This is a genomic window from Chryseobacterium angstadtii (genome assembly GCF_001045465.1).
Lineage (GTDB): Bacteria > Bacteroidota > Bacteroidia > Flavobacteriales > Weeksellaceae > Chryseobacterium > Chryseobacterium angstadtii.
The window spans coordinates 296,249-317,976 of the sequence record NZ_LFND01000002.1; the positions used below are offsets into that span (position 1 = coordinate 296,249).

General features: G+C 34.8%; 21 protein-coding genes. All 21 read right to left on the reverse strand.

The annotated features are described in order from the left end of the window. Positions 1-340: 340 nt before the first annotated feature. The 21 genes from rimO to ACM46_RS06720 all read right to left on the reverse strand — a co-directional run bounded on the left by rimO (position 341) and on the right by ACM46_RS06720 (position 21,726). Complete coding sequence (gene rimO / locus ACM46_RS06620) at positions 341-1,642, reverse strand: 30S ribosomal protein S12 methylthiotransferase RimO (RefSeq protein WP_048505850.1); 1,302 nt, start codon at positions 1,640-1,642, stop codon at positions 341-343. 94 nt (positions 1,643-1,736) lie between these two features. Continuing rightward, the gene (rfbC, locus tag ACM46_RS06625; RefSeq protein WP_048505851.1) at positions 1,737-2,282 is read right to left on the reverse strand and encodes a dTDP-4-dehydrorhamnose 3,5-epimerase; all 546 of its coding nucleotides are present in this window, start codon (positions 2,280-2,282) and stop codon (positions 1,737-1,739) included. A gap of 33 nt (positions 2,283-2,315) precedes the next feature. Continuing rightward, a complete protein-coding gene (locus ACM46_RS06630; RefSeq protein WP_048505852.1) occupies positions 2,316-2,885 on the reverse strand; it encodes a sugar transferase in 570 nt (189 codons plus the stop codon). A gap of 17 nt (positions 2,886-2,902) precedes the next feature. Continuing rightward, positions 2,903-4,039 (reverse strand): aminotransferase class I/II-fold pyridoxal phosphate-dependent enzyme, encoded by a 1,137-nt coding sequence (locus ACM46_RS06635; RefSeq protein WP_048506149.1) that lies wholly within the window; start codon positions 4,037-4,039, stop codon positions 2,903-2,905. A 1-nt stretch (position 4,040) separates the two neighbouring features. After that, on the reverse strand, positions 4,041-4,682 hold the full coding sequence (locus ACM46_RS06640; protein WP_048505853.1) for a NeuD/PglB/VioB family sugar acetyltransferase: 642 nt from the start codon (positions 4,680-4,682) through the stop codon (positions 4,041-4,043). A gap of 136 nt (positions 4,683-4,818) precedes the next feature. Then, positions 4,819-5,430: a sugar transferase gene (locus ACM46_RS06645; protein ID WP_048505854.1), complete on the reverse strand. Its 612-nt coding sequence runs from the start codon at positions 5,428-5,430 to the stop codon at positions 4,819-4,821. A gap of 42 nt (positions 5,431-5,472) precedes the next feature. Continuing rightward, positions 5,473-6,897: a hypothetical protein gene (locus ACM46_RS06650; protein WP_206541000.1), complete on the reverse strand. Its 1,425-nt coding sequence runs from the start codon at positions 6,895-6,897 to the stop codon at positions 5,473-5,475. Positions 6,898-6,968: 71 nt separating this feature from the next. Further along, a complete protein-coding gene (locus ACM46_RS06655; RefSeq protein ID WP_048505856.1) occupies positions 6,969-8,174 on the reverse strand; it encodes a glycosyltransferase family 4 protein in 1,206 nt (401 codons plus the stop codon). 3 nt (positions 8,175-8,177) lie between these two features. Then, positions 8,178-9,314 (reverse strand): non-hydrolyzing UDP-N-acetylglucosamine 2-epimerase, encoded by a 1,137-nt coding sequence (gene wecB, locus ACM46_RS06660; RefSeq protein WP_048506150.1) that lies wholly within the window; start codon positions 9,312-9,314, stop codon positions 8,178-8,180. Then, positions 9,262-10,476, reverse strand: a complete 1,215-nt coding sequence (locus ACM46_RS06665; RefSeq protein ID WP_048505857.1) for an O-antigen ligase family protein — start codon at positions 10,474-10,476, stop codon at positions 9,262-9,264. The genes wecB and ACM46_RS06665 overlap by 53 nt, the downstream gene beginning before the upstream one ends. 3 nt (positions 10,477-10,479) lie before the next feature. Further along, positions 10,480-11,598 carry a polysaccharide biosynthesis C-terminal domain-containing protein gene (locus tag ACM46_RS06670; RefSeq protein WP_048505858.1) on the reverse strand — a complete coding sequence of 373 codons (1,119 nt, stop codon included), beginning with the start codon at positions 11,596-11,598 and terminating at the stop codon, positions 10,480-10,482. Beyond that, positions 11,598-12,023 carry a WxcM-like domain-containing protein gene (locus ACM46_RS06675; RefSeq protein ID WP_048505859.1) on the reverse strand — a complete coding sequence of 142 codons (426 nt, stop codon included), beginning with the start codon at positions 12,021-12,023 and terminating at the stop codon, positions 11,598-11,600. Before ACM46_RS06675 ends, ACM46_RS06670 begins: the two co-directional genes overlap by 1 nt. A 34-nt stretch (positions 12,024-12,057) precedes the next feature. Beyond that, a complete protein-coding gene (locus tag ACM46_RS06680) occupies positions 12,058-13,056 on the reverse strand; it encodes an NAD-dependent epimerase/dehydratase family protein (protein ID WP_048505860.1) in 999 nt (332 codons plus the stop codon). Positions 13,057-13,071: 15 nt separating this feature from the next. Next, a complete protein-coding gene (locus ACM46_RS06685; protein WP_048505861.1) occupies positions 13,072-14,262 on the reverse strand; it encodes a glycosyltransferase family 4 protein in 1,191 nt (396 codons plus the stop codon). Positions 14,263-14,307: 45 nt separating this feature from the next. After that, a complete protein-coding gene (locus tag ACM46_RS06690) occupies positions 14,308-15,342 on the reverse strand; it encodes a polysaccharide biosynthesis protein (RefSeq protein ID WP_048505862.1) in 1,035 nt (344 codons plus the stop codon). A gap of 41 nt (positions 15,343-15,383) precedes the next feature. Continuing rightward, a complete protein-coding gene (locus ACM46_RS06695; protein WP_048505863.1) occupies positions 15,384-16,148 on the reverse strand; it encodes an AglZ/HisF2 family acetamidino modification protein in 765 nt (254 codons plus the stop codon). Between the two features lie 5 nt (positions 16,149-16,153). Then, positions 16,154-16,768, reverse strand: coding sequence for an imidazole glycerol phosphate synthase subunit HisH (hisH, locus tag ACM46_RS06700; RefSeq protein WP_048505864.1), 615 nt, complete (start codon positions 16,766-16,768; stop codon positions 16,154-16,156). Next, entirely contained in the window at positions 16,765-17,913 is a 1,149-nt protein-coding gene (locus ACM46_RS06705) for an N-acetyl sugar amidotransferase (protein ID WP_048505865.1), read from the reverse strand. Before ACM46_RS06705 ends, hisH begins: the two co-directional genes overlap by 4 nt. 32 nt (positions 17,914-17,945) lie before the next feature. Next, positions 17,946-19,118 carry a glycosyltransferase family 4 protein gene (locus ACM46_RS06710; protein WP_048505866.1) on the reverse strand — a complete coding sequence of 391 codons (1,173 nt, stop codon included), beginning with the start codon at positions 19,116-19,118 and terminating at the stop codon, positions 17,946-17,948. Next, positions 19,118-20,443 carry a hypothetical protein gene (locus ACM46_RS06715; protein ID WP_048505867.1) on the reverse strand — a complete coding sequence of 442 codons (1,326 nt, stop codon included), beginning with the start codon at positions 20,441-20,443 and terminating at the stop codon, positions 19,118-19,120. The genes ACM46_RS06710 and ACM46_RS06715 overlap by 1 nt, the downstream gene beginning before the upstream one ends. Next, positions 20,443-21,726, reverse strand: a complete 1,284-nt coding sequence (locus tag ACM46_RS06720) for a lipopolysaccharide biosynthesis protein (RefSeq protein ID WP_048505868.1) — start codon at positions 21,724-21,726, stop codon at positions 20,443-20,445. The genes ACM46_RS06715 and ACM46_RS06720 overlap by 1 nt, the downstream gene beginning before the upstream one ends. Between the last annotated feature and the right edge of the window lie 2 nt (positions 21,727-21,728).

Consider the following 21,728-nt stretch of genomic DNA (forward strand, 5'->3'; position numbering starts at 1 on the left):
AAGCTCATTTAAGATAGGCAACTGCCTGAAGCATTTGATTTTAAAACATTGCTTATTGCGCAAATTTAAGACATAATTTTCGAATTTATTCATTTTATATAAAAAAAATAAAACACTTTCTATCACTAAAATACTAAACTACTAATAATCAATATTATACACGATTTACTAATACTATAAACAGCGTTAATTTTTATTAATATTTTGATTTAACTCTAAAAAAAATAGCATTATAATAATTATGATAAATACTAAGATTATAAACAGCGTTAATTTTTATTAGTATTTGATTTAACTCTAAAAAAATAGCTTTGTAATAATTATGATAAATACCAAGTTGTTATATCAACTCACCATATAAATCAAACTCTTCTGCCGAAGTAATTTTTACCTCTGCAAATTCCCCGATTGAGATATAGGTATTATCTGCGGAAACCAATACTGTATTATCTACATCCGGAGAATCGTATTCTGTTCTTCCGATAAAATAATTTCCTTCTTTTCTGTCAAATATACATTTAAAGACTTTTCCGATCTTTTCCTGATTTTTCTCCCACGAAATCTGAGACTGCAGCTCCATAATCTCTTCCACTCTTGCCTCTTTCACTTCCTGAGGGATATCATCTTCCAGTACATAAGCGCCTGTATTTTCTTCATGAGAGTAGGTAAAGCATCCCAATCTGTCAAATTTCTGTTCTTTTACCCAGTCTTTAAGCTCCTGAAATCTTTCCTGAGTTTCTCCCGGATACCCTACAATAAGAGTAGTTCTCACTGCCATATCCGGAACTTTTTCACGGAATTTAGCCAACAAAGCATCTGTTTTCTCATGAGTTGTTCCACGTTTCATGGATTTCAAAAGATCGGAATTGATATGTTGAAGGGGAATATCTATATAGTTGCAGACTTTAGGCTCTTCACGGATGATGTCCAGAACATCTTCAGGGAAACCACTCGGGAATGCATAATGAAGACGGATCCATTCGATGCCTTCAACTTTTACTAATTCTTTCAGCAGTTCTCCAAGAGCACGCTTCTTATAAATATCAAGACCATAATAGGTAAGATCCTGTGCAATAAGAATAATTTCTTTTGTCCCTTTTTTTGCCAGCTTCTGAGCTTCCAAAACCAGTTTCTCGATAGGGGTGGAAACATGCCCTCCTCTCATCAAAGGAATCGCGCAGAATGAACAAGGTCTGTCGCAACCTTCAGAAATTTTAAGGTAAGCATAATGTTTAGGGGTCGTGGTAAGTCTCTCTCCTACCAGCTCATGTTTGTAGTCTGCACCAAGATGCTTCAAAAGAACCGGAAGATCTCTTGTCCCGAAGTACTGATCTACATCCGGAATTTCTTTAATAAGATCCGGCTTGTATCTTTCGGAAAGGCAACCTGTAACAAAAACTTTTTCGACTTCACCTCTGTTTTTGGCATCTACATAATCCAAGATGGTATTGATGGATTCTTCTTTAGCATTATCAATAAAACCACATGTATTGATCACTACGATATCTCCGCGGTCTTCATGAACTACTTCTTTCCCATTGGCTTTCAGCTGGCTCATTAATACTTCAGAATCATATACATTCTTGGAACATCCAAGTGTAACCACATTGATTTTCTTCTTCCCTACAGATTTTGTGCGCATCGTTTTGATTTTGAGTGTGCAAAGATACAAAATAATAAAGAGTAAAGATCAAAAAATAAAAACCACTCTATAGAAGTGGTTTTCAGTATTTTATTTAAAAGTTTTTCTCGTGGAAGCCGGGTGCATTCAGATCTTTTTCGGAAAGTATCATTTTGTGATCCTCCACCTTCCAGTCTATATTAAGATCCGGATCATTGAACTTTACGCTTCCTTCAGACTCTTTGTTGTAAAAATTATCACATTTATAAGAAAAAATTGCGGTTTCACTCAGTACAGAAAATCCGTGTCCGAATCCTCTGGGAACATACATCTGTACCTTATTTTCTGCTGTAAGTTCTATCCCGAACCATTTTCCGAAAGTGGGGGAATCTTCTCTAAGATCCACTGCTACATCCCATACTCTTCCTTCCAGACAGGAAACTAATTTTGCCTGAGCATGTTCTCCTTTCTGTAAGTGAAGTCCTCTGAGAACTCCCTGGGAAGACTTTGAAATATTGTCCTGAACAAAATGTCCGTTCATTCCGGTAAGTTCTTCAAATTTTTTTTCATTGAACTTTTCGAAGAAATAGCCTCTGTCATCTTCAAATATAGTGGGCTCTATAATGTAACAATCCTTGAGTGGGGTTTCTTTTATTTTCATTTTTTATTAGTTTAGGAAAGCTTTGGACAGTTTTTATTTAAAAATTACAACTAATGTTTTCCACATAATCTTCATATCATTTTTGAAGGATCTATTGTTCAGATAGATTAAATTCATTTTTACTTTGTGAGGAAAAAGTACTTCATCATTGTATTTCAGAGGATTTTCCTGATTTTTAAGAAGATTTTCCTCATTTCTGTATGTTATACTTGCCTCACATGTCAATCCGGGTTTCAATTCCAACACCTGTCTGTCCGTCCCTTCCAATTGGTCATAATATCCCTCAACATCCGGTCTTGGTCCTACAAAGCTCATTTCTCCTTTCAGAATATTGAAAAGCTGAGGCAGTTCATCCAACTTCAGTTTTCTCAACACTATTCCGGTTTGGGAGCAGGTATTTTTATTTTGATGGATGGTTCTGAGTTTATAAATCATAAACGGTTTTCCGTACTGCCCTATCCTTTTTTGGACAAAAAGCCCATTTGAGGCAGTATCAATTCCGGCTACAATCAATAAAACAATGAATAGCGGCGTCAGAAAAACAATGAGAATGAATGCAAAAACAGCATCAAAAACATTTTTCCAATATGCATACTGACCCATCTGCCGCCCAGAAATATTTAAGATTGGAAATAAGAAGTAATTACCTGAGCAATTCTTACTCTTTCCTCATCAGACAGGTTAGATCCGGATGGCAGGCACAGTCCATTATCAAAAAGTTTTTCTGAAACATTGGTTCCATAATAAGGGGCTTTTTCAAAAACAGGCTGCAGGTGCATTGGCTTCCATAAAGGTCTTGATTCTATATTGTCTTCCAAGAAGGCCAATCTCAGACTCTCACGGTCTTTTCCGGTAATTTCAGGATCTACAATAATGGCAGACAACCAGTGATTCGAATAATAATCATTACCCGGTTCCGTAAATACTGTTACTCCGTTTATATTTTTGAAAATTTCTACGTAGAAATCATGCATTGCTCTGCGCGCAGAAACCCTGTCTTTAAGAACTTCCATCTGCCCTCTTCCGATTCCGGCTACAATATTGCTCATTCTATAATTGAATCCAATATGGGAATGCTGGTAATGCGGAGCATTGTCTCTTGCCTGAGTAGACAGAAATACTGCTTTATCTTTGTCTTCCCGAGTATGGCATACTAAAGCACCACCTCCTGAAGTTGTGATAATTTTATTTCCGTTAAAGCTCAAAATTCCGAATCGGCCAAATGTTCCGCAGCCTCTTCCTTTATAAGATGAGCCTAAAGCTTCAGCAGCGTCTTCAATCACAGGGATTTGATATTCTTCAGCAATGGCTGAAATTTCATCCATTTTTGCAGGCATCCCATACAGGTGGACTACAATAATGGCTTTCGGTTTCTTTCCATTTTTTATCCTGTCTTCTATTGCTTCTTTCAACGCCTTAGGGCACATGTTCCATGTATCCGGCTCGCTGTCTATAAATACGGGCTTAGCTCCACAATAGGCTATAGGATTGGCAGAAGCAGAGAATGTCATTGACTGGCAGATTACCTCATCATCATGCTGTACTCCACATTCTATAAGAGCAAGGTGAAGGGCTGCTGTTCCTGCAGACAGTGCAGCAACTTTTACATTGCTTCCCAGGAACTGCTCCAGATCATCTTCAAATCCGTTTACATTGGGGCCTAAAGGTGCTACCCAGTTTTCTGCGAAAGCTTCGTTGATATATTTTAATTCGTTTCCGCCCATGTGGGGTGAGGAAAGCCATATTTTATTTTCCATATTAATCATTGAATTTTATTGGTTTTGCCGGAATTCCAACTGCTGTACAGTTGGCGGGAAGGCTCTTATATACTACTGCGCCCGCCCCAACTATGGTATTTTCTCCTATTTCAAGAAGGTTTATAATTTTCGCGCCGGTTCCTACATATACGGCTTCATTGATCACAACTTCTCCGGAAATATTTACAGTCGGCATAAATGAACTGTATTTTTTTATTCTGGTATCATGGCCTACGGTACAGGAAAGATTAAGGATAACAAAATCTTCAATTTCAATATCTATCGTAATGATAACCCCTGCACAGATAATATTTCCTTTTCCAAATTTGACGTTATCCTGGCCAATAATAACAGACGGATGAACCAGATTGGGGAATTCAATATTGGAATTGATGATACTTTGTATAATTTTTTTCTTTGTTTTTGGGTCTCCTATGGCTACTGCAATACATAAAGATTCTTCTACATCATTAATCTTTTCGATCTTTCCCAAATAAGGAATTCCATTAATAGGATGGTCATAATGTTTATCATCATAAAAACCTATCAATTCAAATTGTCTTTCTTTCTGGTTAATATGATCGATTAACATTTTTACTTCACGCCCAAATCCTCCTGCTCCAATAATTGCTATTTTTTTCATATTTATTTCTTTTAAAACGGATGTACCGATTTATATTTTTCGTAAAATTAATAGTATTCTATCTTAAAACATGGTTACACTTTATAATTTCTTTTTAAAATACTAAAATCAAAGAAATTTTCTATCCGATAGAATATTATTTAATATCATCTCCGGTAAAATACTCCATAGTTGATTCTCCCTGTTGGTTGATTCCTTCTCTTATCAATACTTTTTTTATTGTAAGAAAGATAATTTTAAGGTCTAGTAAAAAAGAAATATGGTCTACATACCAAACATCAAAATCAAATTTCTGCTTCCATGAAATTGCATTTCTTCCATTTACTTGTGCCCATCCGGTAATTCCTGGTTTTACTTCGTGTCTTCGTGCCTGATGTTTGTTGTAAATTGTCAGATATTGTACTAAAAGCGGACGTGGGCCAATAAGTGACATATCACCTTTTATCACATTTATAAGTTGTGGGATTTCATCTAAAGAAGTTTTTCTTACAAATAAGCCTACAGTTGTTAATCTTTCAGCGTCTGATAAAAGTTTTCCGTTTTCATCTTTTTTATCATTCATTGTTTTAAACTTGATAATACTGAAGATTTTCCCATTTTTCCCGGGTCTTTTTTGAAAGAAGAAGGGTTTACCATTATTGGCAAAAACAAGACCTATCATGACAAGGATAAAAATTGGGCTCAATAGGAGCAAACCAATAGCCGATAAAAAAAAATCAATGACTCTTTTAAAAAAAAATCTGTACACTTTTTATTTTATTAATTATTAATAGTTTTTACAAATATCGAATCAGTCTTTTGAAAGGTTCTTAGCGTTTCCATCAAACTTGTTGAGCTTTGTATTGACTGTATTTTCTCTTAAATAAAGTCCTGTTGCAAAATTAAGGATATTATTCTGTTCAATATTTATCTTTCCTTTCATTCCAAGATTTACTATAATACCATATCCTTTGAAAGATTTATTGGTGGTGTTTACTTCATTATTTCTGATGGTAAACCCATTATTATTAGCTTTATTATCGGTTGAATTTAAAGAAATACCGGTATTGAAAGTATGAATTATATTATCATTAATGTATATCTGTTTGCCTGCGGATTTATTTTTAAGCATAAAAGAGATGCCCACAGCAGCCCCGGAGCCTTTTATCACATTCTGACTGACAGTAACATCGTCAAAGTACCCTACTAAAGAAATGTTATTGTATGAATTATTAATTTTGTTATTCTTTATTGAAATATTTTCTGTCTTTATATTTTCAAACTGATTTTGAAGCATAATGGCAGAATTGAGGCCGGATATTGCTGTAATGGTATTATTATTAATGCTGATATTTCTGAAATATTGGCTCCCTGCCGTAGTGGAACTGGTTATTGAAGATGAATCATCAGGATTTTTTATCGTAATGATGTTATCTGATATTACCGTATTTACAGAACTTCCGTTAAATCTCACAGCTCCCCACATCACATTGCTTATGGTATTTCCTTTCACCGTAATATTATCGCAGTCATCATAAAAATCAATGGCAAAAAGACGGTGAAGACCAGAATTACTTCTTCCGGCATTATTGATATAGTTATCGATGATATCAACTTTCCCCTCTCCTTTTCCCAGTCCGTAACCGGAAATTGCAGAAATTCCAAAATCCGGATTATCATAAGATTCATTGTCAAATCTATTTTTGAGAATTGATACTACCCCATTAGGACTTGAACCTACCACTACATGTTCCATTAAATATTTCTGGTTCTGTTTTTTTGAACTGAAAAAATTATCATGAACAGATATTTTACCATAGCTTTCAGTAATCTGAACTGAACGGTTGTATAAATTTAAAAATTTAGAATTTTTAATCTCTATATTCTGACATCCTTTAAAACCCAGTGCGCTATTGTACACATTAGGATAATCTTTTTCAGTATAAACCGGCAGAGCAGTTCTATACATCTCAACATTCATCCCGTCAATAACAATATTTTTAGAGTTGACAAAGTTTAAAAAAAATCCTGAAAACCTCTTATTTGAATATAAAACAGAGTTTTTAAAAGATAATTCTATATTATTCAGATTTTTAATACTGATTTCTTTATTGAATTCAATAGTATAGCCATCAATTATTCCCACAGCGTTTTTTTTTGAAACGTCCTGCAGAAACCTGGTCAATGACGCAGTATGATCTTTTTGAGATTTCTGTGCATATGCCGAATAGCTCACTACCGGCTTTTGTGCCCACATAAAACTGCAAAAAAATAAAAATATGAGAACAATCTTTTGTTTATCCATCTCTATGATTCTATTATGGTGTGATACGATTTCTTTGCCTGAAACTCTCTCTCAAGAAATTTCCAGCTGTTTTGTCTCATTGCTTCAAATTCAGTACCATCCATGCTGATAAATGCATCAACTGCATTAGTCATTGCTTTCAGGTCTCCTGAATACACAGCTAATCCACAACCATTTTCCACAATATCCGTTCCAATATCCGTATTTGGATCTGTAGCAGCTAAAACCGGCATTTTATACTCAAGATAAGAAAGCAGCCTTGATGGATAATTCGGAATTGTAAAATCCTTGTGTAAGAAGATCAAGCCTACATCACAGGTCTGTACCAGCAGATCATAATCTGCTTTAGGAACGGCAGAAAGAAGTAATGCATTTTTAGGTTTAAAAGAGTCAAACCAGTCTTTTATTTTATCATATTCCGTTCCTGAACCTACCACGACAAAGAAAGTACGGTCATCTTCGGCTTTCGCTTTCAAAGTTTCTATCAGGAAATCAATTCCCTGAGGTTTCCCTAAGTTTCCTCCGTAGATAAAGATTTTTTTATCCGTTGGAATTCCGTATTTTGTTCTTACCGTATTCTTTTGTTCATCCGAAGGACTTTTAAAAGGCTGCAGCTGAATAGAATTTGCGTTGATCTCTACTTTTTCTGGTGAAATACCCGGATTATGATCCAGTACAAATTTCACGTTTGCCCGGGACATGCATCCTATCTTATCTGAAATGGCATACAACTCTTTTTCTTTTTTCAGAAAGTATTTGTACAATACGCTTTTATCAGACATTAGTTTCATATCTACTGCGTTTTGCGGAAAGATGTCTTTCAGCAGCAGGTATGTTTTTGCATGGTCTTTATTTTTTATGTACTTAACAAGACTTGTGAATGTAATGGGAGGTGTAGAATAAATAACCAGATCAAACTTTACATCAGAAAAATTTTTCTTGATAGCCTTTAAAAACAGTTTCTCAATAGTAAGGGTAGAAATTCCTTTTTCTATAAAGTTGGTTTTCTGAATATTCAGGGTTTTCACATTCAAAAAAACAGCATTTCCTTCTTTTCTTACTGTCGTGCTCTGATTTTCCCTTCTTTCCACAGGTGATACGATATAAACATGATGCTGATGGTCGGAAAACTCCCGCATCAGATCATGATAAATACCACGTTCCTGTAATGTATTTATTTTTGCTAAAGTAAGAAATAGTATATTCATTGATTAGCTCTTTCTCCACACCACTCTGTTGACGTAGTCGGTATAGCTTAAAATTATTCTGACAACTTTCTGTGAAACATTCGGCATTGAGTAATCCGATACCGGTCTGTAGTTTCTCTCTTTTCCTATTTTTTGCTCTTCAAGCTGCACAAGCCCCTGAAGAATTCTCTCAGGAGAGAGACCGACCATCATTACGGATGCTTCTTCCATAGCTTCCGGTCTTTCATGAGCATCTCTGATATTAAGCGCTCTGAAATTCAGAATGGAAGACTCTTCCGAAATGGTTCCTGAATCAGAAAGTACAGCATAACTTCTCATCTGAAGGGCATTGTAATCATGAAAACCGAGTGGTTTCAGGAATTGGATTTCCGGTCTTACTTCCAATTGCATCTTGTCTATCATATTCCTTGTTCTAGGATGTGTAGATACAATAATAGGATATTGGAATTTTTCTGCAATTGCATTAAGACTGTCTATGAGGCCTCTGAAGTTTTTTTCAGAATTGATATTTTCTTCCCTGTGAGATGAAACGACGAAATACTTCCCTTCTTCAAGATTGAGCCTAGACAGAACGTCGGAGCTTTCAATCCGTGGAAGATAGTGATTTAACACTTCAAACATCGGAGAGCCTGTTTTAATAATTCTGTCTGCAGGAAGACCTTCTCTTAAAAGGTATTCACGGGCAATATCAGAATACGTTAAATTTATATCTGAGGTATGATCTACAATCTTACGGTTAGTTTCTTCCGGCACACGCTGGTCAAAACATCTGTTTCCTGCTTCCATATGGAAAATAGGAATCTGTCTTTTCTTAGCAGGGATAGCACACAGGCAAGAGTTGGTATCTCCCAGCACCAAAAATGCATCCGGCTGCAACTCTTCAAGAAGCGGATCTATTTTAATTAAAATATTTCCAACCGTCTCGGTAGCTGTTTTTCCGGCAGCTTCTAAGAAAAAGTCAGGTTTTCTAAGTCCTAAATCTTCAAAAAAGATCTGATTAAGTTCATAATCATAATTTTGCCCGGTGTGGACAATAATATGTTCAACGGCTTGGGACGCATCCAAAGCAGATAATACTCTCGACAATCTAATAATTTCCGGCCGCGTACCCACGACTGTCATTACTTTTAATTTTTTCATCATAACAAAATAATATTATAGATATAATTACTGCTGCAAAGCACCAGAATTCTACATTATCAAAAATACAGTACGAAGTCTGTACCAATACCAGATACTGGATAAAAAATAAAAAATAAGGCAGATAATATCTGTTCTGCTTTATATATTCCGGTTTGAACTTCCACAGGTCTTTAAAATAAAGAACAAACAAAATTATCCCGGTTACTCCCATCGTCATAGGTACTTCTACAAAAATATTATGGGGATACATTCCATTTTCAAATAAGGTACGGCCCCCAAAAGGGATATTATTCATAAAAATCTCCCAGCCTTTTGCTAAATAATGAGATCTTCCATAAGCGTTTCCTTCAAAAATAGCGTCATAAAGCCTTATAATATACTCTGTAGCATAGGAACTGTGCCTAAGTCCATAGATACCGGCCACAAAAATAAGTATAAAAAGTGCCATTCCAAGCCAATATTTCAGCTTATTAATATAGAGCAACAATACCAGTATAATTACGGCTACAGCCAGAATAGGGCTTCTGGCGGATGATATATACAAGGCAAAAAAACCCAGAAAAACCCCTAAAGCGGGTTTTAGTTTTTTTGATGGGTTTAAAAAATAATAAAACACAGACAATATGATCAAAGAAAGCCCATAATGCCCGGTACTGATATAATACCGGGAAAAAATTCCCGGTGATCTTGAAAAATGTTGTGTTGTAAGAATCTCATAAAGAAAGCTAATCCCCATTATGATTAATAAAAAATGAAAGATAAAATAGGTAAGCTTTTCTGATATTTCTTTGGTGATATTGATGCATAAAATAGCTATCAGCGGAACTAGATTTCTACAAATGGATTTAATATACACCCAGTATTCCATATTCTTCACTTCCGGCTCGAAAGCATAATTTTGGAAGCTGTAATAAGATTTAAATGTGTAAAAAAGCCAAAATAGTGTTGTGAAAATGATGGTCCATTTTCTTTTACTGACATTCTCAAAATTCAAAAAAATAACATAGAGGCTTATCAGAAACAATACGCCTCTAAAAGGAATTGAAAAATATTCATTGGGAATCTTAGCCGGCAACGCAAATGAATAAAAAAAAATATATCCAAAGGTTACCAGAAACAGAAACAGAAGTTCCAGATTATTTTTCTTCAATAAGATCATAGGCTATACTTCCACAAAGTAGGTATCTGCATCTTCAGGATTAAAAGGTTCATTGATCCAGAAAATGGTATAAAGCTCCTCTTCACCGATATTTTTAATATTGTGCGTGTACCATATTGGCATGTCTACATAGGCGGGCTCTGTTCCGTCCAGATAAAAATCCAGCACTTCATCGGTATCTATTTTGCGCAGCTGAATCAGAGCTTTTCCTTTGATAACAGCAAATCTTTCAATTTTTCTTGTGTGAAAGTGATTTCCGCGCGTAATTCCCGGCACTGTAGTTGAAAAGGAACACTGACCTCCGATTCCCAATCTTATCACTTCAACGAAAGCTCCTCTTGGATCTGTATGCTGGGTAAATTTAACTGGGTAATGATTTTTAATATCAAAATAGCAACGGAAAGTATTGAACAGGTTTAAATCAAATTTTGACTCCAATACCGGAACCTCACCATTCTCAAAGTATAATTCTTTATAATTCTCAAGTTTTGCCAATACCTCCGAAACTTTATTTACTGAGGTATGCGGTACTTCATATAGGTCTTTGCTTACGCCTGCATCTACCTGGCTGATGATGTTTTGTACCAATTCTCCTACATAGATCAGCTTTACTTCTCCGTCATTATCAATCACAGGAGTTTCACCATGGGTAAGTTTATGGCAGAAGGTAGCAACAAATGAGTTGTAATTGGGTTTTCCAAAGGGACCAAAAACATTCGGAATAATCATACCTGTAAACTTTCCTCCTGCTTTTTCCGCCCAGGCTGCAAGGATCTCGCGGCCTTCTTTTTTGGATTTCCCATACAAGTTGTCTCTTTCTTCCTGTGATGAAGATGAAAACAGAATATGTGCTTTAGATTCTGTTCTGTCTAATGAGGCTGCCAATTTTTTTACCAGCTCTACATTACTGTTATAAATGATTTCAGGATCCGGATGGCGGTTCATGGCGGCAAGATGAACAATCACATCACATTGCTTCACAAATTCGTCCATTTTCTCTGGACTGTCAAAGTATTCCTTTTGAAAGTCTACTCTTTTAAAATCCTCAGGTCTCAGACCTAAAGTATTGTATAAATGTGAACCGACAAAGCCATTCTGCCCGGTAATTCCTATTCTTTTCATTATGATATTCTTTTAAAATAATCTATTGGAAACCTGTAGTCATCATTAACTTCTCCTAAAGCATGATCTACCATTACCAATAGTTTCGCTCCGCGGGTTTTAGCCTGTATGGCACTTACATATCCTTTGGGCATATGCAAAACATCGAGGGTATCTGATTGTATTTCGTAATCAATAATTTCAGATTCTGGTGATGGGTTTTCCCAGCTATCTATCTTTATTAATTTTATACTAAAACTTCCTGCCACTGCAGAAAACCAACGCTGTTCAATCTTATGACCTGTCCAGCCTCTGATTAATTCAGTATCTGCATTTTCGATGCAGTAAATTCTTTTTATATGGCCTGCATTGAAGGTGTTGTTGAAAAACAGACTTCCTCTTTCATCTGAATGTTTTCCCCCTTTAATAAATTCAGGTGTTTCCATAAGGTTTAAATCGTTTTTTTAATATTTTCTGATATTAGTTATTTTGAATATTATTAATCCCATTCATATACTTTTTATACCAATGTACCGTCAGTTTAATCCCGTCTTCAATATCTACGGCTGGAGACCAGTTGAGCTGTTGTTTTGCTTTTTCCGGGCTTACTGCTCTTCTCTTTATATTATCAATTTCTCTTTCGGGATGTTCTTCCACCATTAAATCCGGAAGATGTAGTTTCAAAATCGAAATAAGCTTATTAATAGAAACCTCATGGCCTGTGCTAATATTAAATATTTCGTTTACAGCTTCATCTGAGATTGAAGATAAAATAGTGGCATTTACTGCATCTTCGATAAATGTGTAGTCCCTTGTCTGCCTTCCATTTCCAAAAACCTCCAAACTGCTTCCTGTAAGTGCTCTATGTATAAATCTACCTAAAACGCCACAGTGTTCTTTATCAAAGGACTGGCCATAACCATACACATTTGAGTATCTTAAAATAGTTACAGGTATTTTATATTTTTCTGCATACATCAGGGTATAATGCTCACTTAATAGTTTTGTTGCGGCATAATTACTTACGATTTTTGGAGAGACTTCTTCATTAAATGGAATATCACAGCCATCCATATTTCCATATACAGAGGAAGAGGAAGCAACTACAAATCTTTTAAGCTTGGCTGGATTATTATCTTTCAGGTAATTCAATATTCTCAGCGTACTGAGTGCATTTACATTAAGGTCATGTTCAGGATTTTCTCCGGATACGGTGATAGGAGAACATGCAAAATGAAAAATATAATCAGAGTCGTCCATATGCTCTGAATAATCTTCAATATTTAATACATCGGTATTAAAAAAGACAATTTTATGCATATAATCTGACAGTACATCAGAACTGCTGTTACAGCAATCATCAACAACAACTACAGAGCAATCAAAACGTTCAATCAGGGATTTCACTAAATTGTGTCCTATGAATCCCATTCCTCCCGTTATCATAACTTTTTTACTATTCAGAGCAGTCGAAAGCATACATTATTTGTATTTTTAAATTATATAAATCAGGGAATAAATAAGACCACCAATTGCTTTTTTTGCAATAATTTCGTAGCTTAGGTTTTCCCTTGCTGTTTTTTCAGCACCTTTTTTCATTTTGTCCAGCTTTCCAGGAACAGAAATTATCTGTTCAATGGTTTCAGCAAATTTAATAGGTATAATATTATCTTTATTAATCTTAATAATATTTTCATTAAAATTAAGATATGACATATCCTGCTCTCCTGCATCTCCTGCCACTAAGGGCAAACGCATTCCTATTGCCTGTTGCCATAAAACGGACTGACTTGCCGGAAAAACAGCGACGTCTGAAATTGCCATAAATTCATAAAACATATCCGAAGTCAGCCATCCTGTAAAATGTATCTGATGCCCGTCTGCGCTTTTTTCAAGCTCTTTAAAATATTCCTCAGAGCCGCTGGCAGGAGCTCCGAAAACAATCAAATGAACATCTTTTCTGTTTAAAACTTTTACAGCTTCAATTGCAATTTCGGTCATTTTCCTGATTTCCAGTTTACCTCCTGTAATCAAGACATAATCATCATTATTTATATTTAGTTTTTTTCTGACAACACCTCTGTCTATTGTGTTTATAATATCATCTGAAATACTGCAGTCACATCCCAAAGGAAGTAATTCTGCCTCATTAAGAGGTAAATCATATACTTCGTTCAAAAATTTTGAACTTGCCGGTGTTGCAAAAAATATTTTATAAATATTCTTTTTATACCGATTTAATATTCCTTTCCATACTATCTTATGAAGAATATTCAACGATAGCCAATTTTGCGCAGAGTTACTGTAATCAGCTTCAGAATACAGAATAATCTTACATTCTTTTTCTTTTTTAAATCGAACAGCATCTTTGAGGTTCAAATGAACTCCATTAAAAAAAATGAAGTCGGGCTTTTCAGAAGAAAGGATGCTGTAAACATCTTTAAAACTTTTAATCCTCTTTTTTATATTCAACTTATAAGGCTGCCTGTATATTTTTATGCCATTATGAACTTCAACTGAAGCCTTTTTAGTGTAATAATTATGGCTGTAAAAATCAAACGGATTATCGGTAACGGAACAGATTACGAAAACTTCAAATCCAAATTTTATATACTGTTTCGCTAATTCATTTTCAATATAAGTCAAATCATTTCCATAAAAATCCGTTATTATTGATATTTTCATTTTACATCATGATTTTTATACATTAAAAAATAACTTGAAAACAGACTAATCAGGGTACTGCATTATATCTTCACCAAAAACTTCTTTTCTTATTAACGGAAGTTTCATCAAAAGATTTTTCATCCCTTCTACATTTTGTTGTTCGGTATTATGTGAATGATAGTCTTCTATTTTGGAAATATCACTCATTCCTTCAGAAAAATACTGAGCATAATTCAGATCCCTGTTATCTGCAGGAATTCTGTAAAAATCACCCATATCTTCCGCTTTAATCATTTCCTCGCGGGTACAAAGTGTCTCATAGAGTTTTTCACCATGCCTGGTTCCGATAATTTTTATCGGGTTATCTACCTTAAACATCTCTTTTAATGCCTGAGCAAGTTCGCCAATAGTTCCCGCAGGAGCTTTATTCACAAATAAATCACCCGGATTTCCATGTTCGAAGGCAAATAATACCAAATCTACGGCTTCTTCTAAAGACATCAGGAACCTGGTCATATTAGGATCCGTAATCGTCAATTCTTCTCCATTCTTTATCTGTTTGATAAACAATGGAATAACTGACCCTCTGGATGCCATTACATTTCCGTATCTTGTAAGACACACTACGGTTTCATCCAGATTTCGGGCTGCGGCAACTGCTACTTTTTCCATCATCGCTTTGGAAATCCCCATAGCGTTGATAGGATATGCAGCTTTATCTGTACTTAAACAGATCACTTTTTTCACCTTATTTATGGCGGCGGCATCAATCACATTTTGTGTGCCTTCAACGTTTGTTTTTACCGCCTGCATTGGGAAAAATTCACAAGATGGAACCTGTTTCAGTGCTGCTGCGTGAAAAACGTAATCTACCCCTCTCATGGCAGGCTCTACACTTTTATAATCTCTAACATCTCCGATATAAAATTTCAGTTTATCATTTTTAAACTGATTTCTCATATCATCCTGCTTCTTTTCATCGCGGGAAAAGATACGAATTTCTTTAAAATGGTCTGTATTTATAAATTTTCTCAGTACAGCGGTTCCAAATGAACCTGTTCCTCCTGTAATAAGAAGTATTTTATCTTTTATCTGCATATGCGTTTTTAATATTTCTGTTTCCGTGATGTTTATTTTTTCTATTTCTGTATTAATTTTTCCTTTTCCTCAAAAGTAGGATAATTTATTAAAACAGCCTTATAAACTCCTTTAAATACAAACAGACTTCCTGCTGCAACTCCTATTATTCCATGTTTATCAATTACCTGCTTCACATCGTTCAAAGTCCCGGCGCCTCCCAAAACGGTAAGCGGAAGTGATATTTTTTCTCTTACCTTATTAATTAAAGCCATATCATAGCCTTTCATAACGCCATCCTGATCTATAGAATTGATGACTATTTCACCAGCCCCGAGCTTTTGTGCTTCTTCTACAAACTTAAACGGGTCTATTCCCGTAGATTTTTTACCATTGTGAGTATACACTTCGTATCCTCCAAAAAGTTTTTTCTTTACATCTAAAACTACAATTACACTTTGTGAACCTACACGTTCAGCAATTTGGGTAATAAGCTGCGGGTTTTGAAGTACAGCAGAAGAGAGTGCTATTTTTTCTATTCCAAGTCCAAAAATCCTCTGGGCCTGTTCTACAGTTTTCACACCACCGCCATAGCAAAGCGGCATTCTGGACTGATTGGCTATTCTTTCAATCAGGCTGTAATTTGGCTCAAGACCTTTTGCTGTTGCATCGATATCAAAAATGGCAAGTTCATCGACTTCCTTTTCGTTAAATATCCTCACTGCATTGATAGGATCTCCAACGTATTTTGGATTTTTAAAATTGACAGTTTTTACAAGTCCATTATCCTGGATCAAAAGACTTGGTATAATTCTAGGCCTCAGCATTTTAATTATAATTTTGCAAAGTTGTGTAATAAAATTTCACCATAATGGTGGCTTTTTTCGGGATGAAACTGTATTCCGTACTTATTGTCATGGTGAGCCGCCGAAGCAAATTCACCTCCATAGTCCGTAATAGCCATAATATCTTCCTGATTGTTACAGTGGAAATAATAGGTATGCAGAAAATAAAAGATGGAATCATTTTCCAATCCTTTAAACAGTTCAAGATCTTTAACCGGTTTTACATCATTCCATCCCATATGAGGAAGTCTTGTTATCTGATGAATTTTTGTTTCGTCGAATTTTTTAACAGAAGCATCAATCCATTTTAAACCATCTAATTTTCCCTCATCACTATTATTGGCCATCATCTGCATTCCTACACATATTCCGATAACGGGAATGTTTTGGCCAAGCACAAGATCATCCAACTTATCTCTCATTCCAGAATTATTCAGCTGGGTCATAGCGTGATCGAAGTGCCCTACCCCTGGAAGTATAAGCTTTTGTGCTCCTTCCAGATCTTCCCTAGTTTTGGCTATTTTTACCGGAACATCAACTCTTTTGTATACATTAACAAAGGCATTGATATTTCCAACACCATAATCAATAATCGTTATCATCTGAATAATCTTTTTTCAAGACCTAATTTTCTCATGGTCTGGGCCCCAATTCCAATTAATGATCTTTTATTTTTATAGTCCTTGTAGGTTTTGTTTTCACCTTCAAATATTTTCTGAAGCTCATCTGTAGTAAGATCCAACTTATTGGCTACATATTCGAACTCTTTTAGTAAAAATTCTTCAGAAAGTTCAGGTTTAGAAACTCTTTCCAAAGCTTCTTCTCTTGTCATCTGCCCCGTAAGAATTAAACTGGAAAAATGAGCTTTTCTTTTCTGGTATCCGAACTTTCTAGGCATCCAATAATCCTCAAAGAATCTGGTAAATCTTGATTCATGATGCTTGTGCTGAAAACTCTCCCACCCGTATTTGTCCAACAATAACTGCTCAACATCTTTTTTGATATATGGCAAACAGTTCAAAGGCTTATACACCTGCATTCCCAAAATATATTTGTAATACAGCTTATAGCTCATAATATCCACAATCGGGAATGTTTTAAGGTCTTTTTTTCCGAATTTCTTGTGAATATCCAAAATTAAAGTTTTGTCTATTCCCGGATAGGCCCCCCATTCTTCAGGTTCCCGACAGCATTCGGTAGAAAAGTTCCCACCGGTAAGAACGTATTTTATTTTATTTTTTTTGGCAAATTTATAAAGCCCTGAAAAGAACGCAATATCCTGTGGCATATCCTGATCTGCAATCTGAGATTTCAAAAATGCTACCTGAAGATCTTTCATTTCTTCCCAGTTGATTACTTCGGTATACAGATCCAAGTTAAGTCCATTTACCAGTTTTTCAATATTGCTTACCGCTCGGTCTGTATTCCATCCGGCATCTACGTGAAAAATAAGCGGACGTAAACCCATCACTTCTTTGGCAACATACGCTGCATAAGAACTGTCCAGCCCTCCACTCAATCCAATAATACAGTCAAAGTCTCTATTTTTACCGTCTTTTTTAATTTTTTCAGCTTCCTGCTCTAATTCTTTCAGTCCTCTTTCATCGGTATGCCAAGTGGGTAATATGCTTTCAATATAGTTGACATAATAATCACTTTCTCCTTTTTCATTGAAAACAATATTAGGATCTGTAGTATCCATTATTGTTTTCGTGCAAATCTGGTATGAATTATCTTTTTTTTCCATTTAAATTTATGATCTTTATTTTACGTATAAAATTATACAAAAGTGCGATTAATTAAATAATTCCAGTCTAAATATTTATCTCTTGTTTTTACTGAGGCTTCTTTCATCCTGTTATAGGCCTGGTTATCTAATGTTATGCTTTTTATATGATTAATTAAATTTTCTTTAGTAATCTCGTTGGGTTTCATTTCAAGTACCGCACCAAACTCATTAATATAATCGAGAGATTGTCCTCCGAAATCTCCGATAATCAAAGGGAGCTCGGATGCTATAGCCTGTAACCAAACAATTGACTGACTGGCAGGAAATACAGCTAAATCTGATGCGGATAGATATTCGTATACTTCACTATTACTAATCCATCCTGTAAAATGAATATTGGGATTATTGCCAGCAAGAGCTAATAATACTTCCTTATATTTCTGGTTGGCGGCATCTGCATCTCCTACAATAATAAGATGAAGATCCGGATCATTAATTTCATTAAAGGCTTTCAGAAGAAGATCAATTCTTTTTAATTCGGTGAATTTACCTCCGGAAAATATTAGTTTCTGGTGATCCTTCATTCCATACCGTTCTCTAATTTCTGTTCTCTTACCACTTTTCTTCACTTCCTGAACACGGTCTACATCAGCACCTAACGGAAGGACTTCCATCTGATCTTCACGAACGCCATACAGTTCTGTTAAAAAAGTTCCACTTCCAGGTATGATGGGGAAGAACTTCGTAATATGCTTTCTTACAGGGTCCAGATATACTTTCCTTCTTATAATTTTATGGAGAACATTAACAGATAACCAACTTCCGCCAGAATTACTGTAGTCCGCATGATAATCCATAATCATTTTTACATGAGGATTTCTTTTTTTGTAATCCAGCATCTCCAACATATTAGGCATAATATCATGAACATACAGCAAATCCGGTTTGAATTCTTCCACAATAGGGGTGATATTCTTGTATTTCTTTATTTTGCCTCCGAAATTAAACTTAAAAGGCAGTTTTATAATTTTCGCTCCATGATCATAGTATACCTTTTCCGGCTTCGAATTATCATGGATATTATTGTAGTAATCAAATACATTTTCATAGGTAGAAGTGATTACAGTGACCTCATGCCCATGCTTCATATAATATTTCACTAAAAGATTTTCCTGATACTCTAAATTTTCTATATAGAGCTCACACAACATAAGAATCTTCATTATTTTTTAATTATATTATTATTATTAAGTAAAAACATGAAAAATAATAACCCTCCGGAGAGTAAAGTTGTAAACATGGATACATTCATTAAGGCAACACAAGAAACGGTAATAAGCAAAACGCCTAAAATTTTGCTACTATTGGATGAAAATGAATCAAATAAATAGAATACAAATGATCCGAAAATCCCAATGATAATAACTCCCAAATATCCTACCGAAGACAAACCATCTGTAATAAAGAAATTAGCATTCGCATTGAATTTATCAATATCAATAAAATAGGTTCCCACTTCAACTCCCAGCTGATCTTTGTATGGGTATTCCACCAATTTATTAATAATAGAGATATGACTAAAATAGGTATGTGGGTGGTTTTCAAAAAACACATTATAATACACAGACATTAAGGTACTGGTATATAATGTTCTAAACAGGAAAATACCTGAAATGGCAAAAATAATATCATTAACTATTTTAACATCCACAAACTCATTACAAAATAATAAAAAGGCCGTAGGTATAATAAGAAATTTTAAAAATTTGAAAATCTTCCTTTTATCCGGTGATGCAAATAATCTATAAATCAGGTATATTAATATAATAGAAAAAATATACTGTTTGTTTGCCATAGTCATATATAAAATAATAAGACCTCCAATGCCTATTATTTTTTTTGATTTATCGTTCTGAATAAGGCCTACACTTAAAATAAACGGGAAAAAAGCATTACTCAGCCATAATATGATATGCCCTGCAAAAGCAGACTGTTCCTGGATTTCCTGTCCTGCAAAACGGGTTTCATATACTTCATCGGATGAGAATATATTCACAAATGTTAAACTGTTCCTGTACAGAAAAACAATATAGATAAGCATTGAAAAAACCACAAAATAAAAAAGAGTCCAAAAAAGACGATGTGGAATATTGAACGGCTTGGGTTTAAAAAGTTTCACTGCATAAAAAAGACACAAACACATGAATCCTATACAATAGCTTAAACAGATGATAAGTTTTTGATCAAAGAGTATTTTTTTGTCAAAAAAGGCACCTGTAATCATAGGTATATAGGTAAGTATATAAAGTATCCAAAGGCCAAACATACTTGGTCTCACAATTTCTTTCGGAAGAAAAACAGAAGGCAGCACTGCAAAAAAAATGTAAAAACCCCACAGCTTTATAGTAGGTTCATCTTCATCCAAACCAAAATATCCCCAAGTGGGTACCAGATATGAAAGAAATCCGATTCCCAGCAATACACTGAAAATCAAAGAAGAGATAATTAAATTAAATCTAAGTTCGGGTTTTAAACTTTTTTCCTTCATTAATTAAAATTAAACGTTTTTTGTTTGGCGATTCTGTATGATAATACTATAAAAATAATATTAAAAAGTAGTGAATTTAAGGTAAATAAAATAAGAGATACCGAAGCATCATTAAAAACTTTAAATCCTAAAAAGATCATAATACCGCCTGAAACTGCATTCAGAAACTGAAGCCTCATCAAAATTTTCTGCTTTTCTCTGATATTGAACAATACATTAAGTGGAGTAGAAATAAATTCTACGAGTAAGAGAACTGATAAAATCCTTGCAAATACTCCGGCATCATACCATTTTTGCCCAAATACAATGACAAAAAGGTAAGGTGACACTATAAACAAGAACAGGTAAATAGGAAAAGACATTGCTATCAATTTTTTAAATGTAGACCTATAGAGGTCTTCGCAATTTCCATTTTTCCTGATTTCGTCGATAGCATCATTTCTGAATACATTTCCAATAGCTGTTGTTATAACAATATTGGGAAGTCTCAACATTCTGTTGGCCATAGAAAAAAAGCCTACAACAGTAGTACTGTAAAGAGCAGAAAATAAAATAGGAATAAATTGCTGGCTGGCAGTTAATGATAAATCTGAAAACAGCATGTATCTGGGAAAAGAGCTGTATTGCTTGGCAACCGATTTAATCCCTGTAAATACAAACAAATCTTTTTTCAGATCTTTTTCAGTGAATACAATATAACAGCTTGAAATCACAGCTCCTAATATCAGTGAAATGATCATTCCTTCTGTCCGGTGAAAAAAGCCAAAAACTATACTGCACAATGCTGTAAAAATAACCTGGATAGCATTGGCAATAGTGATTTTCTTATACATCTTTTTTCTCTGCAGCCAATAAATAGCTCCGGAAAAAACAGCAATAAAAAATATATAGAATGGTGCAAGATAAATCCACCAATACTTAATAATCTGAAGATCAATATACTGAATTAAAAACTCTTTCAGTACTGTAATTATCCCCAAGTATATTGCCGAAACAAAAAAACCAATGTATAATATAAGTTGAAATATTTTTTTAGCATCAGTATCTTTTTCCGGCAGTCCTATGGCAAGTTCAAATCTTCCCGTAGAAACTACTGCAGAAATCACCATATAACTTGTAAAAAGAGAAAGCAGGCCAAAAGCCTCTACAGAATATAATCTGGAGAGGAGCGGCGAAGAAGCAACCACAATTGCCTGGCTAATAATGGTACCACTAGCCAGTATTGCCACATTTTTAAAGAATGCATTGGATTGTATCCTGCTTATAATATTTCTAAAACTCAAAA

Coding starts and splice junctions, on each gene's coding strand:
- rimO (WP_048505850.1), bottom strand. CDS start 1,642: ATGCGCACAAAATCTGTAGGGAAGAAGAAAATCAATGTGGTTACACTT.
- rfbC (WP_048505851.1), bottom strand. CDS start 2,282: ATGAAAATAAAAGAAACCCCACTCAAGGATTGTTACATTATAGAGCCC.
- ACM46_RS06630 (WP_048505852.1), bottom strand. CDS start 2,885: ATGGGTCAGTATGCATATTGGAAAAATGTTTTTGATGCTGTTTTTGCA.
- ACM46_RS06635 (WP_048506149.1), bottom strand. CDS start 4,039: ATGGAAAATAAAATATGGCTTTCCTCACCCCACATGGGCGGAAACGAA.
- ACM46_RS06640 (WP_048505853.1), bottom strand. CDS start 4,682: ATGAAAAAAATAGCAATTATTGGAGCAGGAGGATTTGGGCGTGAAGTA.
- ACM46_RS06655 (WP_048505856.1), bottom strand. CDS start 8,174: ATGAATATACTATTTCTTACTTTAGCAAAAATAAATACATTACAGGAA.
- wecB (WP_048506150.1), bottom strand. CDS start 9,314: ATGAAAAAATTAAAAGTAATGACAGTCGTGGGTACGCGGCCGGAAATT.
- ACM46_RS06665 (WP_048505857.1), bottom strand. CDS start 10,476: ATGATCTTATTGAAGAAAAATAATCTGGAACTTCTGTTTCTGTTTCTG.
- ACM46_RS06670 (WP_048505858.1), bottom strand. CDS start 11,598: ATGAAAAGAATAGGAATTACCGGGCAGAATGGCTTTGTCGGTTCACAT.
- ACM46_RS06675 (WP_048505859.1), bottom strand. CDS start 12,023: ATGGAAACACCTGAATTTATTAAAGGGGGAAAACATTCAGATGAAAGA.
- ACM46_RS06680 (WP_048505860.1), bottom strand. CDS start 13,056: ATGCTTTCGACTGCTCTGAATAGTAAAAAAGTTATGATAACGGGAGGA.
- ACM46_RS06685 (WP_048505861.1), bottom strand. CDS start 14,262: ATGAAAATATCAATAATAACGGATTTTTATGGAAATGATTTGACTTAT.
- ACM46_RS06690 (WP_048505862.1), bottom strand. CDS start 15,342: ATGCAGATAAAAGATAAAATACTTCTTATTACAGGAGGAACAGGTTCA.
- ACM46_RS06695 (WP_048505863.1), bottom strand. CDS start 16,148: ATGCTGAGGCCTAGAATTATACCAAGTCTTTTGATCCAGGATAATGGA.
- hisH (WP_048505864.1), bottom strand. CDS start 16,768: ATGATAACGATTATTGATTATGGTGTTGGAAATATCAATGCCTTTGTT.
- ACM46_RS06705 (WP_048505865.1), bottom strand. CDS start 17,913: ATGGAAAAAAAAGATAATTCATACCAGATTTGCACGAAAACAATAATG.
- ACM46_RS06710 (WP_048505866.1), bottom strand. CDS start 19,118: ATGAAGATTCTTATGTTGTGTGAGCTCTATATAGAAAATTTAGAGTAT.
- ACM46_RS06715 (WP_048505867.1), bottom strand. CDS start 20,443: ATGAAGGAAAAAAGTTTAAAACCCGAACTTAGATTTAATTTAATTATC.